The 25,178-nt window shown below is 69.4% G+C and carries 26 protein-coding genes; 10 read left to right on the top strand and 16 right to left on the bottom strand.

The window, feature by feature from the left end; translation table 11 throughout:
• Positions 1 to 158 precede the first annotated feature (158 nt).
• Together D1409_RS08620 and D1409_RS08615 are read right to left on the bottom strand one after the other, a co-directional pair.
• Positions 159 to 1,010, bottom strand: coding sequence for an alpha/beta fold hydrolase (locus D1409_RS08620; protein WP_123536128.1), 852 nt, complete (start codon positions 1,008 to 1,010; stop codon positions 159 to 161).
• A 25-nt stretch (positions 1,011 to 1,035) separates the two neighbouring features.
• The gene (locus tag D1409_RS08615) at positions 1,036 to 1,950 is read right to left on the bottom strand and encodes an alpha/beta fold hydrolase (protein WP_123536126.1); all 915 of its coding nucleotides are present in this window, start codon (positions 1,948 to 1,950) and stop codon (positions 1,036 to 1,038) included.
• A gap of 82 nt (positions 1,951 to 2,032) precedes the next feature.
• On the opposite strand from D1409_RS08615, the gene D1409_RS08610 reads away from it, so the two are divergent.
• On the top strand, positions 2,033 to 2,677 hold the full coding sequence (locus D1409_RS08610; RefSeq protein WP_123536124.1) for a helix-turn-helix domain-containing protein: 645 nt from the start codon (positions 2,033 to 2,035) through the stop codon (positions 2,675 to 2,677).
• Positions 2,678 to 2,774: 97 nt separating this feature from the next.
• The gene (locus tag D1409_RS08605) at positions 2,775 to 3,587 is read left to right on the top strand and encodes an MOSC domain-containing protein (protein WP_123536122.1); all 813 of its coding nucleotides are present in this window, start codon (positions 2,775 to 2,777) and stop codon (positions 3,585 to 3,587) included.
• Between the two features lie 143 nt (positions 3,588 to 3,730).
• On the opposite strand, the gene D1409_RS08600 is transcribed toward D1409_RS08605, so the two are convergent.
• The 4 genes from D1409_RS08600 to D1409_RS08585 all read right to left on the bottom strand — a co-directional run bounded on the left by D1409_RS08600 (position 3,731) and on the right by D1409_RS08585 (position 9,393).
• A complete protein-coding gene (locus D1409_RS08600; RefSeq protein WP_123536120.1) occupies positions 3,731 to 6,400 on the bottom strand; it encodes an outer membrane protein assembly factor BamB family protein in 2,670 nt (889 codons plus the stop codon).
• A 115-nt stretch (positions 6,401 to 6,515) separates the two neighbouring features.
• Positions 6,516 to 8,576, bottom strand: coding sequence for an excinuclease ABC subunit UvrB (gene uvrB, locus D1409_RS08595; protein WP_123536118.1), 2,061 nt, complete (start codon positions 8,574 to 8,576; stop codon positions 6,516 to 6,518).
• Between the two features lie 140 nt (positions 8,577 to 8,716).
• Positions 8,717 to 9,136, bottom strand: coding sequence for a type II toxin-antitoxin system VapC family toxin (locus D1409_RS08590; protein WP_123536116.1), 420 nt, complete (start codon positions 9,134 to 9,136; stop codon positions 8,717 to 8,719).
• Positions 9,136 to 9,393, bottom strand: coding sequence for an AbrB/MazE/SpoVT family DNA-binding domain-containing protein (locus tag D1409_RS08585; RefSeq protein ID WP_123536114.1), 258 nt, complete (start codon positions 9,391 to 9,393; stop codon positions 9,136 to 9,138). The genes D1409_RS08590 and D1409_RS08585 overlap by 1 nt, the downstream gene beginning before the upstream one ends.
• Before the next feature lie 88 nt (positions 9,394 to 9,481).
• On the opposite strand from D1409_RS08585, the gene D1409_RS08580 reads away from it, so the two are divergent.
• The gene (locus tag D1409_RS08580) at positions 9,482 to 9,844 is read left to right on the top strand and encodes a hypothetical protein (protein WP_123536112.1); all 363 of its coding nucleotides are present in this window, start codon (positions 9,482 to 9,484) and stop codon (positions 9,842 to 9,844) included.
• A 9-nt stretch (positions 9,845 to 9,853) separates the two neighbouring features.
• Here D1409_RS08580 and D1409_RS08575 read toward each other — a convergent pair whose 3' ends face one another.
• Together D1409_RS08575 and D1409_RS08570 are read right to left on the bottom strand one after the other, a co-directional pair.
• The gene (locus D1409_RS08575; protein WP_123536110.1) at positions 9,854 to 11,143 is read right to left on the bottom strand and encodes a hypothetical protein; all 1,290 of its coding nucleotides are present in this window, start codon (positions 11,141 to 11,143) and stop codon (positions 9,854 to 9,856) included.
• A gap of 76 nt (positions 11,144 to 11,219) precedes the next feature.
• On the bottom strand, positions 11,220 to 11,834 hold the full coding sequence (locus tag D1409_RS08570; RefSeq protein ID WP_123536108.1) for a rubrerythrin family protein: 615 nt from the start codon (positions 11,832 to 11,834) through the stop codon (positions 11,220 to 11,222).
• A gap of 125 nt (positions 11,835 to 11,959) precedes the next feature.
• Between D1409_RS08570 and D1409_RS08565 the strand changes: the two genes are divergently transcribed.
• On the top strand, positions 11,960 to 12,934 hold the full coding sequence (locus D1409_RS08565) for an aldo/keto reductase (protein ID WP_123536106.1): 975 nt from the start codon (positions 11,960 to 11,962) through the stop codon (positions 12,932 to 12,934).
• Positions 12,935 to 12,979: 45 nt separating this feature from the next.
• On the opposite strand, the gene D1409_RS08560 is transcribed toward D1409_RS08565, so the two are convergent.
• Together D1409_RS08560 and D1409_RS08555 are read right to left on the bottom strand one after the other, a co-directional pair.
• On the bottom strand, positions 12,980 to 13,900 hold the full coding sequence (locus tag D1409_RS08560) for a DUF106 domain-containing protein (protein WP_123536104.1): 921 nt from the start codon (positions 13,898 to 13,900) through the stop codon (positions 12,980 to 12,982).
• A gap of 45 nt (positions 13,901 to 13,945) precedes the next feature.
• Positions 13,946 to 14,443: an HPP family protein gene (locus D1409_RS08555; protein ID WP_123536102.1), complete on the bottom strand. Its 498-nt coding sequence runs from the start codon at positions 14,441 to 14,443 to the stop codon at positions 13,946 to 13,948.
• Between the two features lie 123 nt (positions 14,444 to 14,566).
• Here D1409_RS08555 and D1409_RS08550 point away from each other — a divergent pair, with 123 nt between their 5' ends.
• Positions 14,567 to 15,358 (top strand): hypothetical protein, encoded by a 792-nt coding sequence (locus D1409_RS08550; protein ID WP_123536100.1) that lies wholly within the window; start codon positions 14,567 to 14,569, stop codon positions 15,356 to 15,358.
• A 1-nt stretch (position 15,359) separates the two neighbouring features.
• Here the strand turns inward: D1409_RS08550 and D1409_RS08545 are convergent, their stop codons facing one another.
• Positions 15,360 to 15,587, bottom strand: coding sequence for a hypothetical protein (locus D1409_RS08545; protein WP_123536098.1), 228 nt, complete (start codon positions 15,585 to 15,587; stop codon positions 15,360 to 15,362).
• A 198-nt stretch (positions 15,588 to 15,785) separates the two neighbouring features.
• Positions 15,786 to 16,646, bottom strand: coding sequence for a sulfurtransferase (locus tag D1409_RS08540; protein ID WP_123536096.1), 861 nt, complete (start codon positions 16,644 to 16,646; stop codon positions 15,786 to 15,788).
• Between the two features lie 301 nt (positions 16,647 to 16,947).
• On the opposite strand from D1409_RS08540, the gene D1409_RS08535 reads away from it, so the two are divergent.
• Positions 16,948 to 17,787 carry a sulfurtransferase gene (locus D1409_RS08535; RefSeq protein ID WP_123537066.1) on the top strand — a complete coding sequence of 280 codons (840 nt, stop codon included), beginning with the start codon at positions 16,948 to 16,950 and terminating at the stop codon, positions 17,785 to 17,787.
• Between the two features lie 20 nt (positions 17,788 to 17,807).
• Here D1409_RS08535 and D1409_RS08530 read toward each other — a convergent pair whose 3' ends face one another.
• Positions 17,808 to 18,962 carry an AI-2E family transporter gene (locus tag D1409_RS08530; protein WP_123536094.1) on the bottom strand — a complete coding sequence of 385 codons (1,155 nt, stop codon included), beginning with the start codon at positions 18,960 to 18,962 and terminating at the stop codon, positions 17,808 to 17,810.
• Positions 18,963 to 19,053: 91 nt separating this feature from the next.
• Entirely contained in the window at positions 19,054 to 19,734 is a 681-nt protein-coding gene (locus tag D1409_RS08525) for a class I SAM-dependent methyltransferase (RefSeq protein WP_123536091.1), read from the bottom strand.
• Positions 19,735 to 19,859: 125 nt separating this feature from the next.
• Here D1409_RS08525 and D1409_RS08520 point away from each other — a divergent pair, with 125 nt between their 5' ends.
• The 3 genes from D1409_RS08520 (at position 19,860) to D1409_RS08510 (ending at position 21,713) form a co-directional block, all read left to right on the top strand.
• Positions 19,860 to 20,288, top strand: coding sequence for a hypothetical protein (locus D1409_RS08520; RefSeq protein ID WP_123536089.1), 429 nt, complete (start codon positions 19,860 to 19,862; stop codon positions 20,286 to 20,288).
• Between the two features lie 64 nt (positions 20,289 to 20,352).
• Entirely contained in the window at positions 20,353 to 20,775 is a 423-nt protein-coding gene (locus D1409_RS08515) for a DUF2391 domain-containing protein (RefSeq protein ID WP_123536087.1), read from the top strand.
• A gap of 359 nt (positions 20,776 to 21,134) precedes the next feature.
• Positions 21,135 to 21,713: a DUF7090 family protein gene (locus D1409_RS08510; RefSeq protein ID WP_123536085.1), complete on the top strand. Its 579-nt coding sequence runs from the start codon at positions 21,135 to 21,137 to the stop codon at positions 21,711 to 21,713.
• An 85-nt stretch (positions 21,714 to 21,798) separates the two neighbouring features.
• Here the strand turns inward: D1409_RS08510 and D1409_RS08505 are convergent, their stop codons facing one another.
• Together D1409_RS08505 and D1409_RS08500 are read right to left on the bottom strand one after the other, a co-directional pair.
• Positions 21,799 to 23,100 (bottom strand): PQQ-binding-like beta-propeller repeat protein, encoded by a 1,302-nt coding sequence (locus tag D1409_RS08505; protein WP_123536083.1) that lies wholly within the window; start codon positions 23,098 to 23,100, stop codon positions 21,799 to 21,801.
• A gap of 49 nt (positions 23,101 to 23,149) precedes the next feature.
• The gene (locus D1409_RS08500; protein ID WP_123536081.1) at positions 23,150 to 24,598 is read right to left on the bottom strand and encodes an aryl-sulfate sulfotransferase; all 1,449 of its coding nucleotides are present in this window, start codon (positions 24,596 to 24,598) and stop codon (positions 23,150 to 23,152) included.
• Between the two features lie 415 nt (positions 24,599 to 25,013).
• Between D1409_RS08500 and D1409_RS25815 the strand changes: the two genes are divergently transcribed.
• Positions 25,014 to 25,172 carry a DUF7563 family protein gene (locus D1409_RS25815; protein WP_006883194.1) on the top strand — a complete coding sequence of 53 codons (159 nt, stop codon included), beginning with the start codon at positions 25,014 to 25,016 and terminating at the stop codon, positions 25,170 to 25,172.
• Positions 25,173 to 25,178 lie beyond the last annotated feature (6 nt).

The following is a 25,178-nucleotide window of genomic DNA, read 5'->3' as shown; positions in this document are numbered from 1 at the left end:
GCCCGTAGCGCAGGCTCCGGTTCCCGCCGCGGTGCTGATTTCATATCGCGACATTCGATTTATGCCAGTCGGCTGGGGCTGAACGAGGGCGACTTCGGAGAACGGAGAAACGCGGTCGTCCGGTCGTGAATGCGGAGAAATCGGCGGCTCCCGGTCGGTCACTGCGGGAGGAATTCGGAGATCAGTTCGACCACGACGTCGGGTCGCTCCCGCGGCGCCCAGTGGGCGCAGTCCGCCAGGAGGCGGAACTCGCTGTCCGGGATCCGGGCGGCCGCGCGCTCGCTCCAGCGGTGTGGGAACACCTCGTCGTGTTCGCCGTGGAGCAAGCACGTCGGAACGTCGAGGTCGTCCAGCCGGTCGGTGAAGTCCGTCCGGTACCCGTCGCTCGTGACTTCGGCGGCTCTGAAGCTCCGGTACGCCCTGCCCACGCCGGGCCGTTTGGTCTCCTCCCAGACCGCGTCGACCGCGTCGGCCGACAGGCGGTCGGTGTCGTGGACGATGTTACCCAGACTCGCCTTCGTGAATCCGCGACTCCGGCGCATGATCGCGATAGCGAGCCTGTTCGGCAGTTCGGTCCCGGAGAGCAGGGCCGTGAGCCGACCGTTCGCGAGTTCGCGGCCGAGACCGTAGCTGTCGATAGCCACCAGCCGATCGACGAGGTCGGGCGAGCGGAGGGCGAGTCCGAACGCGATCCCGCCGCCCATGGAGATGCCGGCGACGGCGGGGGAGTCGAGACCCACCGTGTCCACGAACGACTCGACCACGTCGACGTGCGTGGCGAGCGAGTAGGTCACGTCGGGTTTGGCACTCCGGCCGTATCCCAGGAGATCGGGCGCGAGGACGCGGTACTCGCGGCCCAGCGGTTCGATCACGGCGCCCCAGCTCACGTAGGCGGCGTCGATGATCCCGCCGTGCAGGAGGAGCAGTGTCGGCGCGTCGGCCGCTCCGGCGGCGACGTAGTGGAGGCGGTGGCCGTCGACGACAGCGGTCTCGTGCGTTCGGTCGACCATACCGACGGGTCGCCCGCCGCATCAATCAATCTCGGGGGCCGACGGGACCGAGAACGAGATCCGGACTCGACAGGAGCGCAGTCAGGTGGTCGGCGTCCAGCGTCGTCAGCCGCCCGTCCGGGAGCCGGTCGCTCAGTCGCTCCGCGTCGCCGACGGGGACGTTTTCGTCGCGCTCGCCGTGCCAGAGACGAACTGGACAGTCGACGTCACCTACCGAAACCCCCCAGTCGTCGACCACCCAGGCGAGTTCCGTCACCACCCCGTTCCGTGACTCTCGGCAGCTTTCGACGAAGTCCCGGGCCACCAGCTCGGCGTCGGTTTCGGGTATCTCGGCGGGATCCTCGGTGTACTGTCCGATCACCGTCGACGGTGACCCGCGCGCGGCCAGCCACGCCTGTCCGCGGAAGCCGGCGGCGAGGAGAGCGGGCGTCCGCGCGGCGACTCGACCGAGGCCCCGCTGAAGACGGGGCGTCTCGGCGGCGACCGACGGCGGCGGTGCCCCCGAGACGAGGTCGACCCGTTCGACGAGGCTGCCGCGAGTGGCGGCCAGCGCCAGTGCATCCGCCGATCCGCCCGAAAACGCGACGACGCGGGCGGTCGAGACGTCGGCCTCCGCCAGTAGCGGCTCGGCCCACCCGTCGACATCGGTCGCGCGACGGCCCGGCCACGGGCTCGACCGCCCGAACCCCGGCCTGTCGGGTGCGATAACCCGGACGCCCTGTGTCGTGGCCGCCTCGTCGTACAGCGCTCCCAGCACGCGCGATCCGGGCGTCCCGTGGAGGAAGATCAGTGGTTCGCCGTTCGGGTCGCCGTACTCCGCGTAGCACAGTCGTCGTCCCTCGCCCCCGTATTCGACGGTCTCGGCGCTCTCGGTCTCGGACGATCCGTCGGAACGTCCGTCGACTCCGCCGCCGCTGTCGACCGGTTCGACGGTGGGCATCACTTGACCGTACTCGCGTCGGCCGGCAGAAGTTTCCCCCGGATCAGTACGGTCTTTTATAATGGCTCCGAGGGTCCGCACGATGCGACAGGTCACGTTCGAGACGACGTACCCGCCCGAGGCCGCGCATCCGTTCCACCGGCGGATGATGAGCGGTGGTCCGGTGACTCGTGCGGATCTGCTGATATGGGGGCCGACGGCCGAGGTGACGACGCTGACGTGGTTCGACGCGGAGCGGGCGGCGGTGGCGGACGTGCTCGGCGGGGTCGAGTCGACCACACGGACGCATCTCGTCGCGGGAGACGGCGGGACGTACGCGTTCGTCCGCCAGAGCGACTACGAACTCCCCGGGCCGGTCGTCGACCTGGTCGCCGAGTCGAACGTCGTCTTCGTGCCGCCGGTCCGGTTCGAGGCCAGCGGTGCCGTCCGGTTCGAGGCCGTCGGCGAGACCGACGCGCTCGGCGCCTTCTACGCCGAGCTATCGGACCAGTTCCCGACGGAGATCGTGCGCGCCCGTCAGTTCCAGCAGTGGTCCGCCCCGGCCACACTGACCGAGCGCCAGCGGACGGCGATCGAGGCCGCCGTCGCCGTCGGGTACTACGACGTGCCCCGGTCCGGGTCGGTCGCGGACGTCGCAGCCGCGATCGACTGCGCCCACAGCACCGCCGGCGAACTGCTCCGACGCGCCGAATCAGCCGTTCTCACGGCCATCGTCGGCGAATCCTGACCGCCGGCCCTCGTCTCGAGCGCCCCTCACACGTTCGTCCACCGGCATGACTCGCGGAAACCGCAATCGAGAGGGACGCGGCCGGCGAAGTCGCCGTATGCCCACGCTCTCCGAGATCCGCGTCTATCCCGTGAAGTCGCTCGATCCCGAACTGGTCGACGAAGCGCGACTCGCCGATTCGGGTGCGCTCGCGCCGGATCGTCGGTACGCGATGGTCGACGCCGACGGCGACTACGTCAACGGCAAGAACGAGCGACGGGTCCACCGACTCCGCTCGTCGTACGACCTCGAGACCGACCGACTCCGCCTCCGGGAACAGGGGACCGACGACTGGATCCGCTTCGACCTCGACGCAGACCGCGGGGCGCTGGAGTCCTGGTTGACCGACTTCTTCGGGTACGAGGTGACCGTCCGTCGAGACGACGAACAGGGATTCCCCGACGACACGGATGCCGGCGGACCGACACTCGTCTCGACCGGGACCCTCGACGCCGTCGCGTCCTGGTTCGACGGGGCCGCGGGGCGACCCGCAGTCGACGCCGCCGAACTGCGTCGACGGTTCCGGCCGAACCTGATCGTCGACGCCCCCGAGTTCTGGGAGGACCGCCTCTACGCCGACCGCGAGTCGACGGTTCCGTTCTCCGTCGGCGGCGTCGACTTCGACGGAGTCAACCCCTGCCAGCGATGCGTCGTCCCGACCCGCGACCCCGACACCGGCGAGGGAGATACGGGGTTCCGCGAGCGGTTCCTCGAACGACGCGAGGCGACGCTGCCCCCGTGGGTCGACCGCGACTGGTACGACCACTTCTACCGCCTGATGGTCAACACCCGCGTCCCCGGCGCGCCCGCGACGCTCTCCGTCGGCGATAGCGTCACGTGCGACCGCGAAATGGGTCCCGACGCCGTCTGAGGCTCGTTTCGATGGTCTCTCTCCGTCCGGGTACAAGTCGACGTGCACTGGCCATAAACTACTGAGCGCGATACGGAACGTTCGGTGCGACGGGACACCGGTCGCTCCTCGAGTGGGTGTACGCGCGAAAATCGGTCCTCGGGTTACTTGTCGTCGTCGTCGAGGCCGCCGCCCCAGTCGAGGGCGTCTGCTCCCTGGCCGCCGGTCGTCCCACCGCTGCCGCCGCCGAAGCGCTTGACGGCCGCGCCAAGCCCGACCAGCGCGGCGAGCGCGCCGGCACCGGCGTAGGGAACCCAGTCCTGTGAGAGTCCGAGATCGTCGAGCGGACCGTCTCCGCCGCCACCACCGCCGGTCCCGCCGCCGGTGGTCGTCGCCGTCGGCGTCGCGGGTGGTGTCGCCGTCGCGGTCGCGGCGGTCGTCTCTTCGGCGGCTGGCGAGGCCGTCGTGCTGACCGGTTCGCCCGGCACGGTGGTCGGCGTCGGCGTTCCGCCGGGCGTGTCGGTCGGCGTCGCCGTCGGCGTCCGGGTGGGCGTCGGTGAGCGGCCGTCGGTGGCCGTCGGCGTTTCGCCGGGCGTGTCGGTCGGCGTCGCCGTCGCCGTCGGGGTCGGCGTCTGCGTGTCACTCGGTGTCGCCGTCGGCGTCGGCGTCTGGACGGTCCCCGGCGGGTCGAGCGCGGCGACCTCTGCGCTCGCGACGTAGACGGAGTCGTTGCCGAAGACCGCCGTCGACCGGAGCGGTGCGCCGGTGTCGTACGACCAGCGCTGGCTCCCGTCCCCGGCGTCGAACGCGTAGAGGCGTTCGTCCTCGCTCCCGACGGTGACCAGGTCGCCGGCCACTCCCGGTTTCGCGCGGACGGACTCGCCGGCGTCGGCCCGCCAGCGGCGATTCCCGTCGAGGTCGTACGCGTGGAGCGTCCCGTCGACCGTCCCGACGTAGACCGTGTCGCTCGTGACGGTCGGCGCCGCCCTGACGGCCGAGCCGAGTTCAATCGACCACTGTGTTTCGCCCTTGCGGGCGTCGAGCGCGTAGAACCGGCCGTTCCTGTCGCCGACGTACGCGGTCCCGTCGGCGGCGGCGGGTTCGGCGATCGTCGCGCTCGCGCGGAAGCCCCACTGTTCCTGCCCCGAACCGGCGTCGAACGCCGAGACGACACCGCTGGGGGAACTGGCGTACACCCGGTCGCCGCCGATGGCGGGCCGCGTCCCGCCCTTGTCGACACGGCCCGTCCAGCGCTGGCTCCCGTCGCCGGCGTCGAGGGCGTAGAGTCGGCCTCCGTTGTCGAGGGCGATCACCAGGTCTCGCCAGCGAACGGGCGCCGCCGGTACCGGGTCGTCCGTCTCGAACGACCAGCGCTCGGTCCCGTCTTCGGCGTCGAGCGCCAGGACCGTACTGTCGTCGGTGCCGACGTACATGCCGTCGGCGTCGGCGGCCGGTCCCGTCACCTGGTGTTCGGCCTCGAAGCGCCACTGTTCGGTCCCCTCGGTCGGATCGATCGCGTAGCAGGCGTCCGCGTCGTCGCTCGCGTACAGCGCCGTCTCGGTCAGCGCGGGCGTCCCCGTCGCGAGACCGTCGGTCTCGTACCGCCACCGGTTCGTGACCGTGTCGAACGACCCGCGAGTGATCTCGGTCTGGGACCCGTTCTCGATTGCCACGTAGAGTCCGCCGACGACGGCGACCACGCCGTCGACCACGGAGAGGTGCGGGTCGTCGACCGGGAGCTCCGCTCGCCAGTTCTCCTCGCCCTGGTTTCGAGGGTACGAGGAGACGGTGTCCTCGGCGGTGGCGACGTAGACGGCGTCGTCGGTGACGACCGGCTTCCGGGCCGGCGCGGCGCCGAGGTCGACGCTCCAGCGCTTGCTCCCCTGGCTCGTGTTCAGCACGTGGAGCGTCCCGTCCGCCGTCGGCACGAACACCGTGTTCTGCGTGACGGCCGCCCCGTCGACGACCCCGCTACCGAGGTCGGACCGCCAGCGCACGCGGCCGTCAGTACTGTCGAGCGCGTAGATGGCGCCGTCCGCATCGCCGACGAACACCTGATCGCCTCTCGCGACAGGCGTGATCGCTTCGGTCGGGGCGTCGGTCTCGAACTCCCAGCGGGAGTTCCCGCTCGTGCCGTCGAGGGCAGTGACGGTGCCGTCGGCCGCGGCGACGATCACTCTGCTGCCGTTGTAGGCTGCTGCGGCCGCGATCCCGTCGCTCGTCTCGAACGTCCAGCGCTCGCTGCCCGCGTCCCTGCTGAGCGAGTAGAGCGTGCCGGCGTCGGTGCCGACGAGGACGCGGTCGCTGGTCACGGTCACGGGCGCCGAGACGCTGTCGTCGAGTTCGGTGCGCCAGAACTGCTCCTGGGAGTTCGTCCTGATCGCAGTGACCGCGGCGCCGTCGTCGAAGAAGGCCGTCCCGCCGGCGACGGCCGCCGTCGTCGGGGAGTCGTTCGCGGCGTCGGTCCGGTAGCGCCAGCTCGTCTCGCCGGTCGAACGGTCGAGCGCGTACAGGCTCCCGTCGGAGCTCCGTACGTACGCGTTCGTCCTGTCGAACGTCGGTTCGCCGGTCGCGTCGATCGCTCGATTCCAGCGGACCGCGATACCGGACCTCGGAGCGTTCGCGCTGCTGTGACCCGTGTTCGCGGCGTCGTAGGCGAACATGGGCCACCGGCTGGCCGCGGCGCTCGCCCCTCGATCCGACGGTGTCTGTTCGCCAGCGGCGGAGGCGGCCAGCGCCGACCCGGCCACGCCGGTCGCGGTCAGGCCGGCGAGGAATCGCCGCCGCGTCGATGCGGGGCGTGTGTCGTCTGAGTGCGGGGTAGTGTCGTCCATCCAGCGGACCTCTGTCGGTTGGTCTCGCTCGCCCGACAAATATCTTGTCGCACGCGTCCCAGTTGGTGGCCACGTCCGTCCGATCGGTCACCCGAGCGGGGTCACCGCCGACCGCTCAGAACTCGTCGACGGGTTCGGGGACGACGCCCTCCTCGCCGTCGCCGGCGAGGTCGTACTCCTGGCGCAGTTCGTGGATGCGGTCGCGGATGTCGGCGGCGAGTTCGAACTCGAGGTTGTCGGCGGCCTCCTCCATGCGGTCCTGGAGGCGCTCGATGGCCCGGGCGGCTTCCTCGTCGTCCTCGGGGTCGAGCGACGCGGCGCTCCCGGTGTCGGTCTTCGACCCCGGCAGCGAGGACTCGCCGACCTCCTTCTCGATCGTCGTCGGTTCGAAGCCGTGTTCCTCGTTGTACGCCTCCTGGATCTCCCGACGTCGGTTGGTCTCCTCGATGGCCGAGTGCATCGCGTCGCTCGGGTCGTCGGCGTAGAGGACGACCTCGCCGTTGACGTTCCGGGCCGCCCGCCCCATCGTCTGGACGAGCGTCGTCTCCGAGCGGAGGAACCCCTCCTGGTCGGCGTCGAGGATGGCGACGAGCGAGACCTCGGGGATGTCCAGCCCCTCCCGGAGGAGGTTGATCCCGACGAGCACGTCGATCTCGCCCAGTCGGAGCGAGCGGATGAGCTCGTGACGTTCGAGCGTGTCGGTCTCGTCGTGCATGTACTCGACGGCGACGCCGGCCTCCTCGAGGTATTCGGTGAGGTCCTCGGCCATCCGCTTGGTGAGCGTCGTGACGAGCACGCGCTCCTCGCGCTCGACGCGGTCGTCGATCCGGTCCAGCAGGTCGTCGATCTGGCCCTCGGCCGGGGAGACCTCGACGGCCGGGTCCACGAGGTGGGTGGGCCGGACGATCTGTTCGACGACCTGGTCGCTCTCCTCGCGTTCGTAGTCGCTCGGCGTCGCGCTGACGTACAGCGTCTTGTCGGTCTTCTCCCCGAACTCCTCGAAGGTGAGCGGGCGGTTGTCGTACGCCGTGGGGAGGCGGAACCCGTTGTCGATCAGCGACTCCTTGCGCGAGCGGTCGCCCGCGAACTGCCCCTTGATCTGGGGGATCGTCTGGTGGGACTCGTCGATGACTGTGAGGAAGTCGTCGGGGAAGTAGTCGACGAGCGTGTAGGGCGCGTCGCCCGAGTCACGCTCGGAGAGGTGGACGGAGTAGTTCTCGATGCCCGAGCAGTAGCCGGTCTCGCGCATCATCTCCAGGTCGAAGGTGGTGCGCTCCTCGATGCGCTGGGCGGCGACGTGGTCGCCGTTGCGCTCGAAGTAGCGCACTCGTTCCTCCTTGAGCTCCTCGATCTCCTCGATGGCGCGCTGGAGGCGCTGCTCGGGGATCGAGTAGTGTTCGGCCGGGTGGATCAACACCGCGGGCTCGGTCGACTTCACCTCGCCCTCCAGCGGGTCGACCTTGAGCATCCGGTCGATCTCCTCCCCCCAGAACTCGACCCGAACCGCGTACCGGCCGTACATCGGATATATCTCGAGGGTGTCGCCCCGGACGCGGAAGGTGCCCTGCGTGAAGTCCACGTCGTTGCGCTCGTAGTTCAGGTCGACCAGCCGCGAGAGCACCTCGTCGCGGTCGATCCCCTGGCCGACCTCGAGTTCGAGGCTCATGTCGACGTAGTTCTGCGGGTCGCCCAGGCCGTAGATCGCGGACACCGAGGCGACGACGATCACGTCGTCACGCGTGAGTAGCGAGCGGGTTGCGGAGTGGCGCAGGCGGTCGATCTCGTCGTTGATGGAGGCGTCCTTGTCGATGTAGGTGTCGGTCTGCTCGACGTAGGCCTCCGGCTGGTAGTAGTCGTAGTAGGAGACGAAGTACTCGACGGCGTTGTCGGGGAACAGCTCCCGGAACTCCTCGTACAGCTGCGCGGCAAGCGTCTTGTTGTGGGCGATGACGAGCGTCGGGCTCTGTATCTCCTCGATCAGCCACGAGACGGTGTTGGTCTTCCCCGACCCGGTGACGCCGAGCAGGGTCTGCTTGTCCATCCCCTGGCGGAAGCCCTCGGCGAGTTGCCGGATGGCCTCGGGCTGGTCGCCCGCCGGTTCGAAGGGGGCCTCGACGCGGAAGTCGCTCTCGGCGTCCGGTCTGTCCGGTGACAGGGGGCCCTCGGTGTCGCTCATTGTACGGGGCTAGGTCCGAAGGGACTTGAGGGGTGTGTTTGGGGTGCGTGGTCCGAACGGAGTGAGGACCACGGATAGCGAGCAGGGAGCGGAGCGACCCGCGAGCGCGGTGATCGTGGCGGACGGCTAGCGTCGACTCGCTACGACTCGACGGGGTCGGTCACGTCGAGCCACGGGACGCGGTCGCCCAGTCGCACCAGTCCCTCGTCGTGGGTCCACAACTGACTCACGTCGTACCGGTCCATCGCGGCTACGACTGTCGCGTCACGCCCGCCGATGCCCACTTCACCGTGTGTCGCCAGTAAATCCGTCGCCGCCGCCACGTCGTCACTGGTCAGATCTGCGGTCGTAACGTCTTCCAGGGAGAGAAACCGCTCGGTTTTGCTGTCGCTCTCTGCGATCTGGTTCGTCAGGTAGTGGACGACTTCCATCTGGAGGACGGCCGTCGTGAACACGGGCTCGTCGGTCAGTACGCGACGCACGTCGTCGACGACGGCGTCGTGTTCCTCTAGCGTCCCGTCGAGGAAGTAGATCCAGACGTTCGCGTCGAGACAGACCATTACAGATCGCTCGTCCAGTCCTCTTTCAGGTCTCGCGGGTCGATCGCTTCTGCGTCGTCGGCGCGCGTCTCCTCCGTGATGACGCCGGTCATGGTCTCGACGAACTCTTCGCGCGTGACTCTCGGTCTGATGACGACGCTCCCGTCGTCGACCGACACTGTCACCTCTTCGCCCGGTTCGATCCCGAGCGACTCTCGCACCGACTGTGGGATCGTCACTCGCCCCTTCTCGTCGACCCGTCGTTCCTCTGCCGCCATGTGTCCCACTCGAGTGGGAACAAAAGTAAACCTTCCGGCGACCCGGGTCGACAGCAGGTTCAACCGCCCGGCGACCCAAACGAGAGCGATGCAAGTATACTGTACCGACGGCACGGTCTTCGAGTGCGCGCGATACGAGGTGAACGAGTACGGACTCGTCCTCTACGGGACCGAGAAACAGCGGGAACGCGAGCGCTACGACACCAAGGAGGCCCAGCAGGTCGGGTTCGTCCCGCACAATCGGCTCTGGTACGTCCTGCCGGAGGGTGTGACGCCGCAGATGGGACCGGGCCAGCCTCAGCCCCAGCCACAGCAACAGCAACAGCCTCAGTCACAGTCTCAGTCCCAGCAACAGTCACAACCCCAGCCACAGCAACAGCGAAACCGGTCCGCGCCGCAGGGGCAAGCACAGCAGGCACAGCCCCAGGAACGAGGGCCGAACGCCCGGTGAAGGCCCTGTTCAGGGCTGGAAGCCTTCGCGTTCGATCTCGCCGGCGAGGGGGCCGGGGAGGTACTCGTTCTCCCCGGGCGTGATACGCGGGGTGAGCCAGCCGCCGTCGCAGTAGTGGTGGGGGTCGTCGTCGCACGCGCCCGGGGCCTCGATGCGGCCGACGACGTTGTGGAGGAGTTCGTGGACGACGACGTGGCGTCTGGTCTCGGTGGCCGCGTCGGCGTCGACCACGGAGAAGCGGCCGCCGACGTCGCCGTAGCCGACCTCGTCGGTGGCGAACTCCGTCACGACGACGTGGTGGTAGACGCCCGCGCGGGCGCCGAGCCGGTCGCCGTAGTACTCGTCTTTCAGCGACCGGAAGTTCTCACCGGTGTAGGCGGCGGTGTCGTTGATGTAGCCGCCCTCGCGGACGTGGACGTCGATCCCGGTCTCGTTCGGGCGGCGGATGGGCATCTCCTCGAACTCCGACTCGATGCGGTCGTAGAACGCCTCGGACTCTGTGTCGACGCCGCGGACGTAGTCGACCTGGACGTAGAGATCCATCGCCAGCGGGTCGCTGTCGGGGAGCGCCGCCCCCGCGGCCGTCTCCTCGGCGTACTCCCAGCCGTCGAGCAGGCGGTCACCGTCCGTGTCGGGGTCGAGCGGGTCCGTCCCGACGTTCACCTCCTGCCAGTCGCCGAGGCCGTCGTCGTCGGTGTCGGGGTCGAAGGGGTCCGTCCCGAGGTCGAGTTCGCGCTCGTCGGTGAGGCCGTCTGCGTCGGCGTCGATGGACTTCGGGCTGGTCCCCCGTTCGAGTTCGCGGGCGTCGGAGACGCCGTCGCCGTCGGTGTCGGGGTCGAGCGGGTCCGTCCCGATGTCCAGTTCGTGCCCGTCGGCCAGCCCGTCGCCGTCGGTGTCGGGGTCGAACGGCTCGGTACCGACGTCGCGCTCTCTCACGTCGGAGAGTCCGTCGCCGTCGGAGTCGAGACTGTCCGCGCTCGCGTTCGAACCGCCCGACTCCGGCGACACCGGTTCGCTGCCGTTCGCGCCGATGGGCGCTCGTTCGGCCGTGGGACCGGTTTCGTCCGCCGCCCCTCCGTCCGTGCCGCTCCCGGCGGGTCCCGCTCCGAATCCCCACTGGTCAATCTTCTCGAGAAGCGCGTCGCTCCCGTTCGTACCCCCAAGCGGGGACGAACTGTCGGCTGACCCGTTCGGCGTCGCGTGCGTATCGTCGACGTCGTCGACCGCGCTCGCCCCCAGCGCCCCCACGCCCGCGACGACGACCATGCCCAGCAACGCCATCGCCAGGACCCGTCGCACGGCCGCTAGCTGAACCCCCTGCGTAAAAATAATTACTCATACGATAGAAAACGGAACTCGCGATCGAAGAAACAGTTCAGCAGACGGGCTTCGGATTGACGCCGAGCGATTCGAGCGTCTCGAAGTAGTCGTCGTAGTCGGCTTCGACCGCTTCGCCGGCGGCTTCGAGCGCGGCGTCCCAGTCGCCCTCGGCCGACGCGAGCAGGTCGCTCGCCCGTTCGACGTAGCCGTCGTAGTCGTCGCCGAACGCGCGGAACGTGCTCGCCGTCCGCGGACTGGCCTGGCCGACGAAGAAGCCCACGACCTGGTCGGCGTTGTTGCTCGCCGCGAGCGCCCAGCCGACGAACGCGCCGAGGCGCTCGGCCGTCCCGTCGACGGTGCGGAGGTGCTCCTGTACGGCCGGGGCCTCGCCCGGTTCGTACTCGTCGCCCTCGTCGGCGGCCGCGTCGGCGTGGTCGCGCTCGGTCGCCGCCGCGTCGGCGAACAGGTCGGCGACGTCGCCCTCCGCCTCGTCGGCCCACTCGTCGAACGTCTCGGCCGCGTAGTGTGCGCGGTCGGCCGTCGACTGCAGGACGCTCTCCTCGTCCATCTCGCCCTCGGTGTCGGCGTACAGCGCCTTCGAGGAGCCCAGCCGCGAGAGCGGCGTCGCGTTCTCGTCGCGGACGGTCTCGACGAACTCCTGTGGTTCCATGTCCGAGGAATCGAACGGCCGCGGCTTGTAACCATCGTCTCGGCCGGGTCGACTCCGGCGCGCGGGTCCCGGAACGCCGTACCGCGACGAGCAGGCTTTTGCGTGTTTCCCACCAGCGATCGCACATGGAGTACACCACACTCGGTTCGACCGGGATGGAGGTCTCGCAGGTCTGTCTGGGCTGTATGAGCTTCGGTAGCGAGGAACCGTGGATGCTCGACGAGGCGGAGGGCCGCGAGATCATCGAGCGCGCACTCGAGTTGGGCGTCAACTTCTTCGACACCGCCAACGCCTACTCCGACGGCGAGAGCGAGGAGATACTGGGCGACGTGCTCGCTGACTACGACCGCGACGAGCAGGTGATCGCGACGAAGGTCCGCTTCCCCGTGGGCGAGGACACGCCGAACGCGTCGGGGCTCTCCCGGAAGACCATCGAGCAGGAACTCGACGCCAGCCGCGAGCGGCTCGGCGTCGACACGATCGACCTCTACCAGACCCACCGGGTCGACCCGGAGACGCCGCCCGAGACGACGCTGCGGGCGCTCGACGACGCGCAGCGCCGGGGGAAGATCCGCCACGCCGGCACCTCGTCGATGTGGGCCTACCAGCTGGCCGAACAGCTCGCCGCCAGCGAGCGCGAGGACCTGATCAGCTACGAGACGATGCAGAACCACTACCACGTCGCCTACCGGGAGGAGGAGCGCGACATGCTCCCGCTGTGTGACGCCAACGACATCGGTGTCGTGCCGTGGGGACCGCTCGGGCAGGGGTTCCTCGCCCGACCGTTCGACGACCTCGAGCGGACGAACCGCGGCGACCCGGAGAACTTCCACAACCCGACGCCGGAGTACGAGCGCGGCGGCGGGAGGGAGATCAACGAGCGCGTGCAGGAACTGGCCGCGGACCACGGCGTGACGATGGCCCAGGTCGCGCTGGCCTGGCAGTACCAGAACGACTACGTCGACGCGCCCATCGTCGGAACGACGAGCGTCGAACACCTCGAACAGGCCGTCGAGGCGCTCGAACTCTCGCTGTCGGCCTCGGACGTGGCCTACCTCGAAGAACCGTACGAGCCCCAGCCCGTCATCGGGCACGAGTAGCCACCGCGCTCGGAGACGGACCCGGCGAGCGACGACCGCGGCCGATCAGAACGCCGACCGGTAGTCGGCGACGACCGGCCGAACTCTCTTCGCGACGCGCTTGCCGGCAAGCGCCGAGAGGATCGACCACGCGATGTACCAGACCGTCCAGACGTGGAGCGGTCCGACGAGGCGAGCGGTCCAGACGACGCGACCGGCGAGCGGGAGCACCTGGGCCGCCGGGGTGATCGCCGCGGCGGGGTTGACGGTGAGCCACGTGATCCAGAGGAACACGGGGATCGTCACGAGCATCCCCCAGACCATCGGGCGGACCATCTGCTTCATCGCGCCGACCTGCTCGACCAGCAGTTCCTGCTGGCGGGACTGCAGCCGTTCGACCGCCTCGTCGTCGCCGCGCTCGCGGGCGGCCTCCAGGCGCTCCTTGACGGTGTCCATCCGCGCCTTGAGCCGTTCCTGCGGGTTCTCGTCCGTCAGTCGACGGCGGAGCGTCGTCGAGACGACCGTCGTGGCGACCGCCAGCAGTGCGACGGTCGCGCCGAACGGCAGGACTGCCTCGACCGGTCCGAACAGCAGGTGCGCCGTGCTCCCGACCGCGTCGCGGGCCATCGGCACCTGGTAGCTCGCCATCAGCGCGAGCGCCGCGACGCCGGCCAGTTTGTCGGCCGTCGACCAGCCGCCGGCCGATTCGTCGGTTCCGTCACCGCCGTCTTCGGCAGCGCCCGTCGCCGGGTCGCGGTCACCCACGGCCGTCCGCAGGGCGTCGGGGTCGTCGAGGACGAATCCGCCCTCGGTCGCCACCAGCACGCCGGATTCCAGCAGCCGACCCCACTGTTCGGCCGGCACCGCGTCGCTCACGTCGGCCCACGCCACGGTCCCGTCGCCCGACTCCGCGCGGTCGAGGACGACGGCGGCCGCGTCCCCGAGCGCGTCGTCGGACTCCAGCGACTCGCGAAGGGTCTCTTCCATACGTTGGCGAAGACGGTCCGCTCGTATGAAGGTTCTCCTCGGCAGTCACGTCGCCGTATCGGGCGTGGCGTGAGTCGTCACGACGTGGGCGCCCACGAGCACGCAGACGGCGACGACGATGAGCAGTCCCTCGCGGACGGTCCCCAGGAGCCCGAGCGAGACGATGAGCGTCGTCGCGCAGGCGGGCGGGTGGACGGTGTCGAGAACCAGCATCGCGGCGCTGGTCAGCGCCAGCGCGAGGACGCCGCTGGCGACGACGGCCGCGAGGGCGGGCGACCGAGGCGCCAGGTCCGCCGTGACGACGATCCCGTGGGCGAGCAGCCGGTACGACGCCAGTCCGGCGGCGACGCCGACGGTGTGACCGGCGATCACCCGCGCCAGCCGGTCGCGGGCGAGCGTCCGCTGGGTCGCCAGCAGGTACGCCGTCGGCCCGAGACTCGGGAAGACGAAGGGCGTCCCCGTCAGCCAGGCGACGACGCCGGTCACCGCGAGGAGGGTCCCGGCGTGTACTGCCGTCTGCACGGCGTGGCGGGTCACGCTCATCCCTCCCCCGTCGCGACAGATGAGCGTGACGCTCCGTGACCGTACGATCGGGTCCGGCGTCGAGCGGTCCGCCGTCCGGGAGTCACCACTGGCAGTTATGGACCAGCACGTCCATGGAGGTGCATGGACCGACTCGCGACGCTCCGGGGGTCGACCGACGACCTCCGTCGACTCGTCCGCGAAACGTCGCTGACCGCCGACGTGCGGGACCCGTTCTATCGCGTCGTTCGGCTCTCGGTGTCGGCCGGGGGCCTCGAAGCGACGACGCCGACCGGCGGCCACGGGCCGACGTTCCACGCCCGGTACGACGCCGCCGCCTTCGACTCGCTCTCGGCCCCGGACGAGCCGTTTCTGGCCGCGCTGGGCACCGAAGCCACGCTCCGCTGGCTCGACTGGTTCGAGGACGGCACGGTCACCGCCACCTTCCGCGGCGACGCCGAGCAGCGCGTCGCCCGCGCCATCGAACTCGAGAACGGCGACGACTGCGTCGAGGTCGGCCCGCTCCCCAGCGACACCGTCGACCCGGACCTCTCGACCGGCCGCCCCGAGTGTTTCGAGGACCGCGCGTTCGTCCACGACGGAGCGCCCGCGCCGACGCGCGTCGAGACGACCGGCGAGACCCTCGAACGGCTCGTCGAGGCGACGGACATCGTCGGGTCGGAGAGCGTCCCGGTGGTCGTCGCCGACGAGCAGTTCCGTCTCGCGGTCGTCGGCGACACGATGCGCGGACGGGGCGCGCTCCCCGCCACCGTCTCGGGGCCCGACTGCGAGAACCGCTACGGCGAGGGCCTCGCGGCGATCGCCCGCGTCTGTTCGGGGCCGGTGACGCTCCAGGTCGTCCCGGGCGGGCCGCTGGCCGTCGTCCAGGACGAAGCCGACGCCCGGAAGCGCTATGTTCTCACGCAGTCGATGTAGCTCACTCCGACTCCGTTCTCGCGGCTCTGGCCGCGACCAGCGCGAGCGCACCGACGACGAACGCGAGCGTCCCCATCGCCATCACCGAGATTCCCGTCAGTACGACCGACTCGCCGTCGGCCAGCGTTATCGCGCCCGGTCCCAGGATGACGCCGACGACGGCCGCGACGGCGAGCAGTCCCGCGGTCTCCGTCCGGGTGAGCGGCTCTCGGAGGGCAGACAGTTCCATGGCGGGCCGTTCGACCGGCCGGCCGAAAACCGTTGTGTCAGCTGACCGGACCGGTCACTGGTCGGCGTGGTGTCGAAAAAATCGAGGTGTGAGCGCTTTCCCGTGAGTGCAGCCGTCGACCGCTGGACTACGCCTACTCGCCCTTCTCCGCGGCTCGCAGGCGCTCGCCGCTCCGATTCGAGGCCTCGTGCACTTCGCTTACTCGGCCTCGCCCTTCTCGATCGGGGCGCCCACGAGGTTGCCCCACTCGGTCCACGAGCCGTCGTAGTTGATGGCGTCGTCGTAGCCGACGAGTTCGTGGAGCGCGAACCAGGCGACCGACGAGCGCTCGCCGATGCGGCAGTAGGCGACGGTCGTCTCGTCGCCGTCGATGCCTTCCGCGGCGTAGAGCTCCTCGATCTCCTCGCGGCTCTTGAAGGTGCCGTCGTCGTTGGTGACGGCGGCCCACGAGATGTTGCTGGCGCCCGGGACGTGACCGCCGCGCTGGGCGGTCTCCTGCAGGCCCGGCGGCGCGAGGACCTCGCCCGAGAACTCCTCGGGCGAGCGGACGTCCACGAGCGGCAGGCCCTTCTCGATGGCGTTCTCGACGTCGTCGCGGTACGCGCGGATGGACTCGCGCGGACCGGAGGCCTCGTAGTCGACCGCGGAGAACTCCGGCTGCTCGTCGGTGAGCGGGTAGTCGTTCTCGACCCAGTAGTCGCGGCCGCCGTCGAGGAGTTTCACGTCGTCGTGGCCGTAGTACTTGAACTGCCAGTAGGTGTAGGCGGCGAACCAGTTGGCGTTGTCACCGTAGAGGACGACCGTGGTGTCCTCGGTGATGCCGTGGCTCCCGAGCAGGTCCTCGAAGTCCTCCTTCGAGAGGATGTCGCGTTCGACCTGGTCCTGGAGGTCTGTCTCCCAGTTCCAGCCGATCGCACCCGGCGCGTGGCTCTCCTCGTACAGCTCCGTGTCCACGTCGACCTCGACGAGTCGATACTCCGGATCGTCGCTCTCGAAGTCGTCGAGGTGGTCTTCGACCCAGTCCGCGGAGACGAGTACGTCTTTGGCGTAGTCGCTCATGATTCATCGAACCATTGGTCTACCGACTATATACGTCTAGGACCTTCGGCATGTACCGCCCCTTGCTGACTATAGCGGAGATTGTTGCCTCGTCTCGCCGCGTCTATGGTTCTCACGGTCTCTCTATCGTACTCGCGATCGCGCGATCGCGCCGACCGACGACCGGAACCGGGGGTCGACCGACGCGGACGACACCGGGTTTATGCCGGGACTGTCGGTCGGCCGTCCCGGACAAATTTGCCACTACCTCCGAGCGGTCGAGAGGGACATGTTCAAGCGCCCCCTCGCCCGACACCGGGACATGAACGACATCGTCGTCCCGGCCGAGTGGGTCGGGGACCGACTCGACGAACTCAGGGTGGTCGACGTGCGGGACGCCTGGGAGTTCGACGGCATCGGGCACGTCCCCGGTGCGGTCAACGTCCCGTTCGACACCTTCCGCGCGGACACGCACGCCGCCGAAGACGGGGAGAGCGACAGCGCGGACGCCGGCGACAGCGCGGACGCCGGCGCCCAGGGAATGCTCCCCGGCGCCGACGTCTTCGCCGACCTCATGGCGGAGGCGGGGATCACGCCCGAGGACCGGATCGTCGCGTACGACGACACCCACGGCGTGTTCGCCGCCCGGTTCCTCGTGACCGCCGAACTGTACGGTCACCCGACCGACCGACTGCACCTGCTCGACGGCGACTTCTCCTCGTGGCGCCTCGACAACGAGACCACGAGCGAGGGCACCGAGTTCGAGCGCTCCGAGTACGTCGTCGACCCGCCCGCACAGACGCCGCTCGTGGGGATCGACGAGGTTGCGGCCGCCACGGACGACCCGGAGACGGTCGTCGTCGACACCCGCGAGGCGTGGGAGTTCGAGGAGGGCCACATCCCCGGCGCTGTCCGACTGGACTGGCGCGAACTCGTCGACGACGAGACGCGCGGACTCCGCCCTCGCGAGGAGATCGAGGCGCTGCTGGACGAGCGGGGGATCGACCGGGACCGGCGTATCCTGCTCTACTGCAACACCGCGCGGCGGATCAGCCACACCTACACCGTCCTCCGTCACCTCGGCTACCCGGATCTGGCCTTCTACGAGGGGAGCCTCACCGAGTGGGAGGCGGCGGGGCGCGAGCTAGAGACCGGCCAGTAGGGCAGTCCGGCCGGACTGCGTCAGCCGTCGGCGGCGGCGTCACCCTTCGGATCGGTGGCCGGATCGGGCCCCGAGTCGGCCCCGGAGTCGGATCCCGGCCCCGCGTCCAGGTCGGTGGGCGGGTCGGCGCCGGAGTCGGGTCCCAGTCCCGCGTCCGGGTCGGTCGCGGTCCCGTCGAACGTCTGCTGGACGCTCGTCCGTTCGTCCGTGATGATCTCGACGACCTCGACGAGGAGCGCCACGATCAGCGGGCCGGCGATGACGCCGACGATGCCCAGACTCAGCGTCCCGCCCGTGAACCCGACGAAGTAGAGGCTGGCGGACATCCCCGTCGTGACCGAGGCCAGTCGCGGCCGGATGAGTGCGTCGGGGAGGAAGCCGATCAGGACGAGGCCGGCGATGGCGACGACGAGCGCGGCGGTCACTTCGCCGGCGATCGCCTGTCCGGCCGCGATGGCGACGATCAGCAGACTCGGCCCGATGACGGGGATGAACTGGAGGAGCCCCGAGAAGAAGGCGAAGGTGAAGGCGGCGTCGTACCCGAGCAGCCAGAACACGGCGTAGGCCACGATGAACGTCCCGAGGGCCGTCGCCGCCTGGAGGACGTACAGCGCGTAGAGGGTGTCACGCACACAGCGGTGCAGTGAGAGGACGACGTCGTGATACTCGCCGGGGACCAGTCGCAGCATCGCCCGGCGGACGTTGCCCGGGCGCAGGAGCAGGCCGTACACCAGGAAGACGAAGAGGAAGCCCTTCAGGGCGAGGACCGGCGCCGCGCTCGCCGTGTCGACGGCGACCTGGAGGACAGTGTCGCGCGCCTGTGTAATCAGCGCGCTCACGTCGATCACGTAGGTCATCCCGAAGGCCGTGACCGGCTGTTCGCTCGGGATCGTCCGGAAGAACGCGAGCAGGACCGACTGTCGGATGTACACCGCGTAGACGATCGGTGTGAACACCGCACCCACGAACAGGAACCCGACGGCGGTCGCCCCGGCCGCGGCGAAGCGCCGGTGGAGACCCCGAGCGACGAGCGCCCGCCGTACCGGATACAGCACGTACGCGACCGTGATCGCGAAGAAGACCGTCCCGAGCACCCGCCACAGGATCCCGAGCGTCAGCGCTCCGACGCCGAGGAAGAGCACCCCCAACACTTGCTGGCGTCGCGTCAATGCCATACCACCTCGTGGACGCGAGGGCTACAAAACGTTTGGCCCCAGCTACCCGGGATCGGGGCGCTCGCCGGCGGATATCACGGTGGTGTGGTGGCTACGGGACCACTCCGACCGTCAGCAGAGTGCCGTGCTCGCGGTAGCGCTCGACCATCGCCTCGCGGGTCTCGAACTCCTCGGTCGGGAACGCGTCGGCCGGCGGGATCTCCGTCTCCGTGTCGGGGATCCGGTCCTGCCCGGCGACGTGGAACCCCGCTGCTCGGAACCGTTCGCGGTACTCCCGTTCGGTCCAGCGGACCATCGGCACGTCGACCAGTTCCTCCCACCTGTGCGTGTGGACGCTCTCCTCCCAGTAGTTCACCGCACAGTAGAACGTCCCGCCCGGGCGGAGCACCCGGGTCAGTTCGTCGAGCACGGCGTCGGGGTCGCGTGCGTAGAAGAACGCCTCCATCGACCAGCAGTGGTCGACGCTGTCGTCGGCGAACGGCAGGTGTTCGAAGTCGCCGTTCAGGAACCCCGATCGCGGGTCGTCGGTGTAGTCGCGGGCGTTGCGGGCCATCTGCGGCGAGGCGTCGAGGCCGTAGGACCGAGCGGCGTCGTTCGTCTCCCTGAGAGCGCGCCCGGCGTAGCCGCTCCCAGAGCCCAGGTCGAGCACCGTCTCACCCTCCTCGACGGGCATCCGCGACAGGGCGTGCTTGGCGGTGCGCCAGTGGCGCTCCTCCATGCCCTCGTCGCGTCCGTCCCGCGCCCACTCGTCGAACTCCTCGCTGACGCTCATGATCGACGGGTGGACCGGCGCGATGAAAACGGTTCTGTGTCGACAGTCGCCCCCACCACGTCGCCCCCTCCACCCGCGTCTACCGTGTGACAAGAAATATATTCGATGACGGGGTAGGACGCGTCGTGCAACTCTCCTCGTTGCTCGTCGACCGGCCGCTGGCAGCGGTCGCCGTCGGGCTGACCGCGCTCGTCGTCCTCGCCCAGCCGTTCGTGCTCGCCTACTGGGCGCACTGCGAGGCGCGGGCGAAAGGGTCGTCGACGTTCGACGTGTTCCTCTACATGTTCGTGGTCCTCGGTGTCGTCCACTACTGGTACGTGCGGTTCGTCCGCGGCGACTCCGGGCCGAGAGAGTACCCACCCACGCGCCGCGAGCGACTGGCCGGGGCGTACTCGATGGCGGTCGTGGTCGCCTTCCTCGTCGGGGCGACGGTCTCACCGCCGGACCCGCTCACGCAGGTGCTGTACTTCGTCCCGCTGTTCGCCGGTTCGTTCGTGGTCGCGTCGCTGGTGGCCTCGACTACCAGCGGACCGCGCTCGGTCGCGACGAACTGACCGGTCCGTCGCCGCCGTCCCCGGAAACGCCAGCGTTTTGTCGATACCCGAAAATTCTTCGGTCATGGCACGGGCGCCGCGCTACAGGCTCGCCGACTCGGCCCAGCAGGTCGTCGGCGGGTTCCTGCTCGCCGGGCCGTTCGTCGTCACCGAGGAGGTGTGGGGCCTGGCCACGAACATGGGCTGGGGTCACGCCGCGGTGACTGTGGCCATCGTCTTCGGCATCGGCTACGGCGCCCTCTACGAGGCCGACGACGACCGCGACCCGGACAGCGAGGCCGAGGTGGTCGGCATCCCCATCCGCTTCGTCTCGCTCATGCTGGTCTCCTACGGTTCGGTCGCCATCCTCGCGCTCACGCTGACCGCGCCCAGTTCCTTCCTCGGCGACCTCCCGATGGCCGAGCGGGCCGCGGTGACCGCCCGCGCCGTCGGCGTCGGCGCCATCTTCAGCGTCGTCGGCGCCGCGACCGCGGACTCTGTCTTCTAGACCATCTTTTTCCCGCTCGGGTGTCCTCGCTCACTTCGTTCGCTGCGGGCACCCTCACGGCAAAAACATGGGTGAAAAAATCCGAACCCTCGCTCCGCTCGGGTTCGGTGAATCGCGCTCACCGCGTTCGCGCGAATGCCGACTGCGGTTGTGGTGTGAGGGCAGTGTCGCTGGCATACGCCGAGCGAAGCGAGGTGTTTCACCGCCGGAGGGGGCGAAGCCCCCGGAGGCGGCCTTTTTCACCCATGTTTTTGGCCGGGGGGTTCCCGCAGGGAGCGGAGCGACCGAGGAAATCTCCCGGCGAAAAAGATGGGATCCGGTCCCGCAGGCTTAAGGCGACTCCAGCCGCCTCATGGGATATGGATTACCGCCTCGCCATCGACAACACGCCGGACACGGTGCCGGGTGGCACCGGGATCCTCCTCGTGCATCCGAGCACGGGCGAGACAGACCGCATCGACACGGACTTTCTGAGCACGGACACCGACCACATGCTGGTCATCTCGACGCGGACGACCGCCCGGGAGGTACGCCAGAAGCTCGAACACTACGAGGTGGACGAGGACCGGGCGACCATCCTCGACGCGCTGTCGGTCGAACGGGGCTACACGCGCCGCCAGTCCGAGAACGTCAAGTACGTCTCCGCGCCGGACGACCTGGACGGGATCGTCGAGGAGACGCGAGCGTTCCTCGAATCCACCGACGGGAAACGGCGGGTCAGCCTCGACTCGGTGACGGAGATGATCTACTACTCCAACGCCGAACGGGCGGGCGAAGCGGTCGACGCCATCCTCGAACTGCTCGACGAACACGACGCCGTCGGGCTGTTCCACCTCGCGAAGGGCGTCCACGACGACGCGGAACTGGCGGACCTCCGGGCGCGGTTCGACGGCGTCGTCGACCTCTCCGAGGACGGGTCGGTCGAGGCCGAGTTCTGAGGGCGGGGTCGTCGATTGCTTCGAGCAGTCTGCCTACCCTGAGCGGCCCGCTCGGGCTGGGACAGCCGTGGACCGGCGACTGGAGTCACCGACTTTCCGGGACACTTCCGGATTCGTCACCGGCGCCGAAGCGGTGGACCGTCCCGAATTCGGTCACGAGAAAGACCGCCCCGTCGGCGACAGTCCCGCCGGTCGGCCGCGCGGCGAGGTCCTGCCACAGGCGCTCACGTCCGTCGTCGACCGCGAACGCCACGAGCGCCCACGAGTCGCTGTCCCTCACTGGGCCGGCGGCGAAGACCGTCTCGCCGGCGCACGCGAGCACGTCCGACCCACCGACGGGAGCGGTCCACGTAGTCTCGCCTGACGACGCGTCAAGCCCGAGCGTCCGCTCGCTCTCTCCGACGAGGACGGCGTCCTCGGTGACCGCGAGGCGGCCGTCGCGGCCGAGGTCGACGTCGTCCCGGGCGGTCCACTCGACCTCGCCGTCGTCCGCGTCGAGCGCGCTGACCTCGTTACCGTCGGTCAGGTAGACGGTGCCGTCCCGGACCGCGAGGTCCGCCACCGGTGCGCCCGCCGGATAGACCCACTCCACCGCGCCCGCGGTCGGGTCGAGGGCGAAGAGCCATCCGAGGTTATCGTAGTCGGTGTTCGACCCCGCCGCGCCGACGTACGCGCGACCGTTGGCCACCGCAACGCAACGGATCCCCGTACTGGGCTCCGAGAGCGCGAGTCGTACGCCGAGGTCCCCCGACTCGGCGTCGACCGCGAGGACGGTCGCGTCGAGTCCGTGGCCGGTGAAAACGGTGTCCTCCGCGACTACCGGCGGGACCGGCATCGACGAAGGCAGTGCTCGGCGCCACCGGCGCTCGCCGTCCGAGAGGGCGACCGCGTCGAGGTACTCGCCGGACTCCTCCTCGTTTCGAGAGACGAACGCGGTATCCCCGGCGATGGCGGGCGCCACCCCGCCGACCCGACCGCTCGTCGTCGACCACCGTTCGGTCCCGTCTGCGGGGTCGTACGCGAACAGCGCCGAGTCCTCGTGCGTGGTCGAGACGAGGAGCGTCCCTCCGGCGACAGCGGGCGTCGTGGGCAGGTTATCTCCGGTCGACTCCGACCACGTCCGCTCGAGTGGGAACTCGTCGGGCGCGTTCTCGGCCGGCGCGGCCGCGGTCCCGGCGGGGTCGTAGCCGGCCATCGGCCACGAATCGGGCGTGGGGGCGCCGTCGGGGTCGGCCGTCACCGCCGCCGGTCCGTCCTCGACGGTCCACTCGAGCGACTTCACCGTCTGCCGGCGAGGCCCACTGGAGGACCCGAATCCTGACACACAGCCGCCGGCGAGTGCGCTCCCGAGGACACCGAGCGCGCGGCGTCGACCGATCTCCTTCACGACAGATACTTTCGACGCGTCGACAAATGCTTTCGGGAGTCGGGGGCGGTCAGTCGTCGGAGTCGGCGGGCGGTTGCTCGCCAGTGGACCGCAGGCGGTCGTAGCCGGCGCGGAGGCGCTCGCGGATCCAGCGGCGGTGGTAGACGGCTTCGCCGCCGACCCAGCCGATGGTCAGGAGGCCGGCGCCGATGGCGGAGACGAACGCCCAGGGGTTCATCCACACCGGGCGGATCCACGGGGCGATGTGCGCCCAGCGCTCTGCGAACCAGTCGGCCTGGCCGGAGAGGGGCGTCCCGGCGAACGTGCCGGAGACCCAGTCGGCGAAGGTCGCGCGGTCGGTCGCGCCGGGCGTGAGCGCGGCGCTCCCGTTCAGGCCGTACCCGCCGGTCGCGTTCTGGTCGGCGACCGTCGGGCCGCCGGGTTCGTCGCCCAGGTTCATCCGTTCGGCCTCGTAGGTGCCCCACGGAGCGTAGTACTCCCAGACGACCTCGCCCTCGGGAGTGACCTCCATCACGCGGTGGTTGAGCGAGTCGGTGACGAGGGTGTTGCCGTCGGGGAGGCGGTCGGCGTCGCGCGGCCAGTTGAGGTTGCCGTCGACGCCGAGGTTCCAGGTTCGGTTCCAGGTGGCGTCGCGGCCAGTCCCGTTCGCCAGTTCGTACTCGACGACGCGGTCGTTCTCGCTGTCGGCGACGAGGACCGTCGGCGTGCCGTCCTCGCTCTCGAGGTAGTCGGGGTTGTGCTGTTCGTAGATGACGCTGTGGTCGCCGGGCGTGCCCAGCGAGAGTTCGACGTCCTTGCTCTCGCGGTCGATCACGACCACCTCGTCCATGTTGCGCGGCGAGGCCATGTAGCGACCGTCCCCGAGTTTGTCGACGTCGTTGACGTGGGTCCAGTCGCCGGTGTAGCCGCCGCCGTCGTCGCGGTCGTAGATGCGCTCGAACTCGTACTCCCACACCGTCTCGTCGGTCGTGCGGTTGTAGACGAAGATCCGGTCCTCGTTGCGCTCGCTCGTCTCGTTGTAGTTGCGCATGTCCGCGACGAGCAACTCGTCGCCGTTGATCAGGTCGACGTCGTGGGTGTCGTGGGTGTCGAGGCGCTCGGTCCACACCCGCTCGCCGGTCGCGGGGTCGTACTTGAAGACGGTCGTGCCGTCGCGGCGGGCGCCGACGACGAGCAGGGTCCCGTCGTCCAGCGGGTCGACGTCGTAGAACCACGTTACGTCGCTCTGGGGCTCGTAGTTCCACTCGAGGTCGCCCTCGGGTCCGACCGCGACGAGTCGCGCGGGCTTCTTCGAACTGTTCTGACCCCGTCCTTTGAACCCCTGGACGGCGATCACGGTGGTGCCGTTCGCGGGCTCGTCTATCGTCCCCCGCTGGAGCTCGATCGGTTCGTGCGTGAACGCCGAGACCGCGGAGGGCACGAGCAGTGCCGCGACGAGGGCGACCACGCAGAGACGGACGACCAGCGGGCGCGTGAGTGTGGGGAGATCTCTGTCCATGCGAACGAGCCGGGAGACGGGTTCCGGTTGTCGTGTGTCACCCGTCTCTCGGTTATAATCGTACCGCTCTCCGTCGGAACGTCCCGGCCGCGCGGCCGCCCGGCCGACCGGAGACCGCGAAGCGGTGCGGACGAGGTCTCGAGAACGACCGGCCGACTCCCGATGGGCCCGACGTGGCCACCGATGTTCGCCAGTGCTCGGACAGCGGAGACACCGACTGTCAGAACGACGTTCCCTATAGCCGACCAGATGTTCTCTGTTGACGGACATCTGTTCTGCTAGTACCCCTCGGCGAAACCGGAGATGCCGGGCGGCGAATCCGACGCTGACGCCGTCAGACCGGGCGTCGATGGCGTGTGCACGCTACTACCAAATCACCAACCATTAAGGTCCAGTACTCGAACAGCACTAACGTATGCCGGAATGCCAGAACTGCGGGTCCTTCGTTACGGCAGACTACGCACGGGTGTTCACGCCCAACGGAGTCGAGTCGCCGCGCGTCTGTCCTCAGTGTGAGGACAAGATCCGCGACGGGGCCGACGTCCGAGAGGCGCGCTCGACCCGTCGCGGCTAGGGTCCT

The sequence above is a fragment of the Halosimplex salinum genome (assembly GCF_003730195.1).
Classification (GTDB): Archaea; Halobacteriota; Halobacteria; order Halobacteriales; family Haloarculaceae; genus Halosimplex; species Halosimplex salinum.
Note: the sequence above shows the minus strand (reverse complement) of the source record. Positions and strands in the feature narration are given on the sequence as shown.

Coding starts and splice junctions, on each gene's coding strand:
- D1409_RS08580 (WP_123536112.1), top strand. CDS start 9,482: ATGCAAGTATACTGTACCGACGGCACGGTCTTCGAGTGCGCGCGATAC.
- D1409_RS08610 (WP_123536124.1), top strand. CDS start 2,033: ATGCGACAGGTCACGTTCGAGACGACGTACCCGCCCGAGGCCGCGCAT.
- D1409_RS08500 (WP_123536081.1), bottom strand. CDS start 24,598: ATGGACAGAGATCTCCCCACACTCACGCGCCCGCTGGTCGTCCGTCTC.
- D1409_RS08550 (WP_123536100.1), top strand. CDS start 14,567: ATGGACCGACTCGCGACGCTCCGGGGGTCGACCGACGACCTCCGTCGA.
- D1409_RS08565 (WP_123536106.1), top strand. CDS start 11,960: ATGGAGTACACCACACTCGGTTCGACCGGGATGGAGGTCTCGCAGGTC.
- D1409_RS25815 (WP_006883194.1), top strand. CDS start 25,014: ATGCCGGAATGCCAGAACTGCGGGTCCTTCGTTACGGCAGACTACGCA.
- uvrB (WP_123536118.1), bottom strand. CDS start 8,576: ATGAGCGACACCGAGGGCCCCCTGTCACCGGACAGACCGGACGCCGAG.
- D1409_RS08525 (WP_123536091.1), bottom strand. CDS start 19,734: ATGAGCGTCAGCGAGGAGTTCGACGAGTGGGCGCGGGACGGACGCGAC.
- D1409_RS08590 (WP_123536116.1), bottom strand. CDS start 9,136: ATGGTCTGTCTCGACGCGAACGTCTGGATCTACTTCCTCGACGGGACG.
- D1409_RS08545 (WP_123536098.1), bottom strand. CDS start 15,587: ATGGAACTGTCTGCCCTCCGAGAGCCGCTCACCCGGACGGAGACCGCG.
- D1409_RS08560 (WP_123536104.1), bottom strand. CDS start 13,900: ATGGAAGAGACCCTTCGCGAGTCGCTGGAGTCCGACGACGCGCTCGGG.
- D1409_RS08540 (WP_123536096.1), bottom strand. CDS start 16,646: ATGAGCGACTACGCCAAAGACGTACTCGTCTCCGCGGACTGGGTCGAA.
- D1409_RS08510 (WP_123536085.1), top strand. CDS start 21,135: ATGGATTACCGCCTCGCCATCGACAACACGCCGGACACGGTGCCGGGT.
- D1409_RS08535 (WP_123537066.1), top strand. CDS start 16,948: ATGAACGACATCGTCGTCCCGGCCGAGTGGGTCGGGGACCGACTCGAC.
- D1409_RS08620 (WP_123536128.1), bottom strand. CDS start 1,010: ATGGTCGACCGAACGCACGAGACCGCTGTCGTCGACGGCCACCGCCTC.
- D1409_RS08585 (WP_123536114.1), bottom strand. CDS start 9,393: ATGGCGGCAGAGGAACGACGGGTCGACGAGAAGGGGCGAGTGACGATC.
- D1409_RS08515 (WP_123536087.1), top strand. CDS start 20,353: ATGGCACGGGCGCCGCGCTACAGGCTCGCCGACTCGGCCCAGCAGGTC.
- D1409_RS08600 (WP_123536120.1), bottom strand. CDS start 6,400: ATGGACGACACTACCCCGCACTCAGACGACACACGCCCCGCATCGACG.
- D1409_RS08555 (WP_123536102.1), bottom strand. CDS start 14,443: ATGAGCGTGACCCGCCACGCCGTGCAGACGGCAGTACACGCCGGGACC.
- D1409_RS08605 (WP_123536122.1), top strand. CDS start 2,775: ATGCCCACGCTCTCCGAGATCCGCGTCTATCCCGTGAAGTCGCTCGAT.
- D1409_RS08615 (WP_123536126.1), bottom strand. CDS start 1,950: ATGCCCACCGTCGAACCGGTCGACAGCGGCGGCGGAGTCGACGGACGT.
- D1409_RS08570 (WP_123536108.1), bottom strand. CDS start 11,834: ATGGAACCACAGGAGTTCGTCGAGACCGTCCGCGACGAGAACGCGACG.
- D1409_RS08530 (WP_123536094.1), bottom strand. CDS start 18,962: ATGGCATTGACGCGACGCCAGCAAGTGTTGGGGGTGCTCTTCCTCGGC.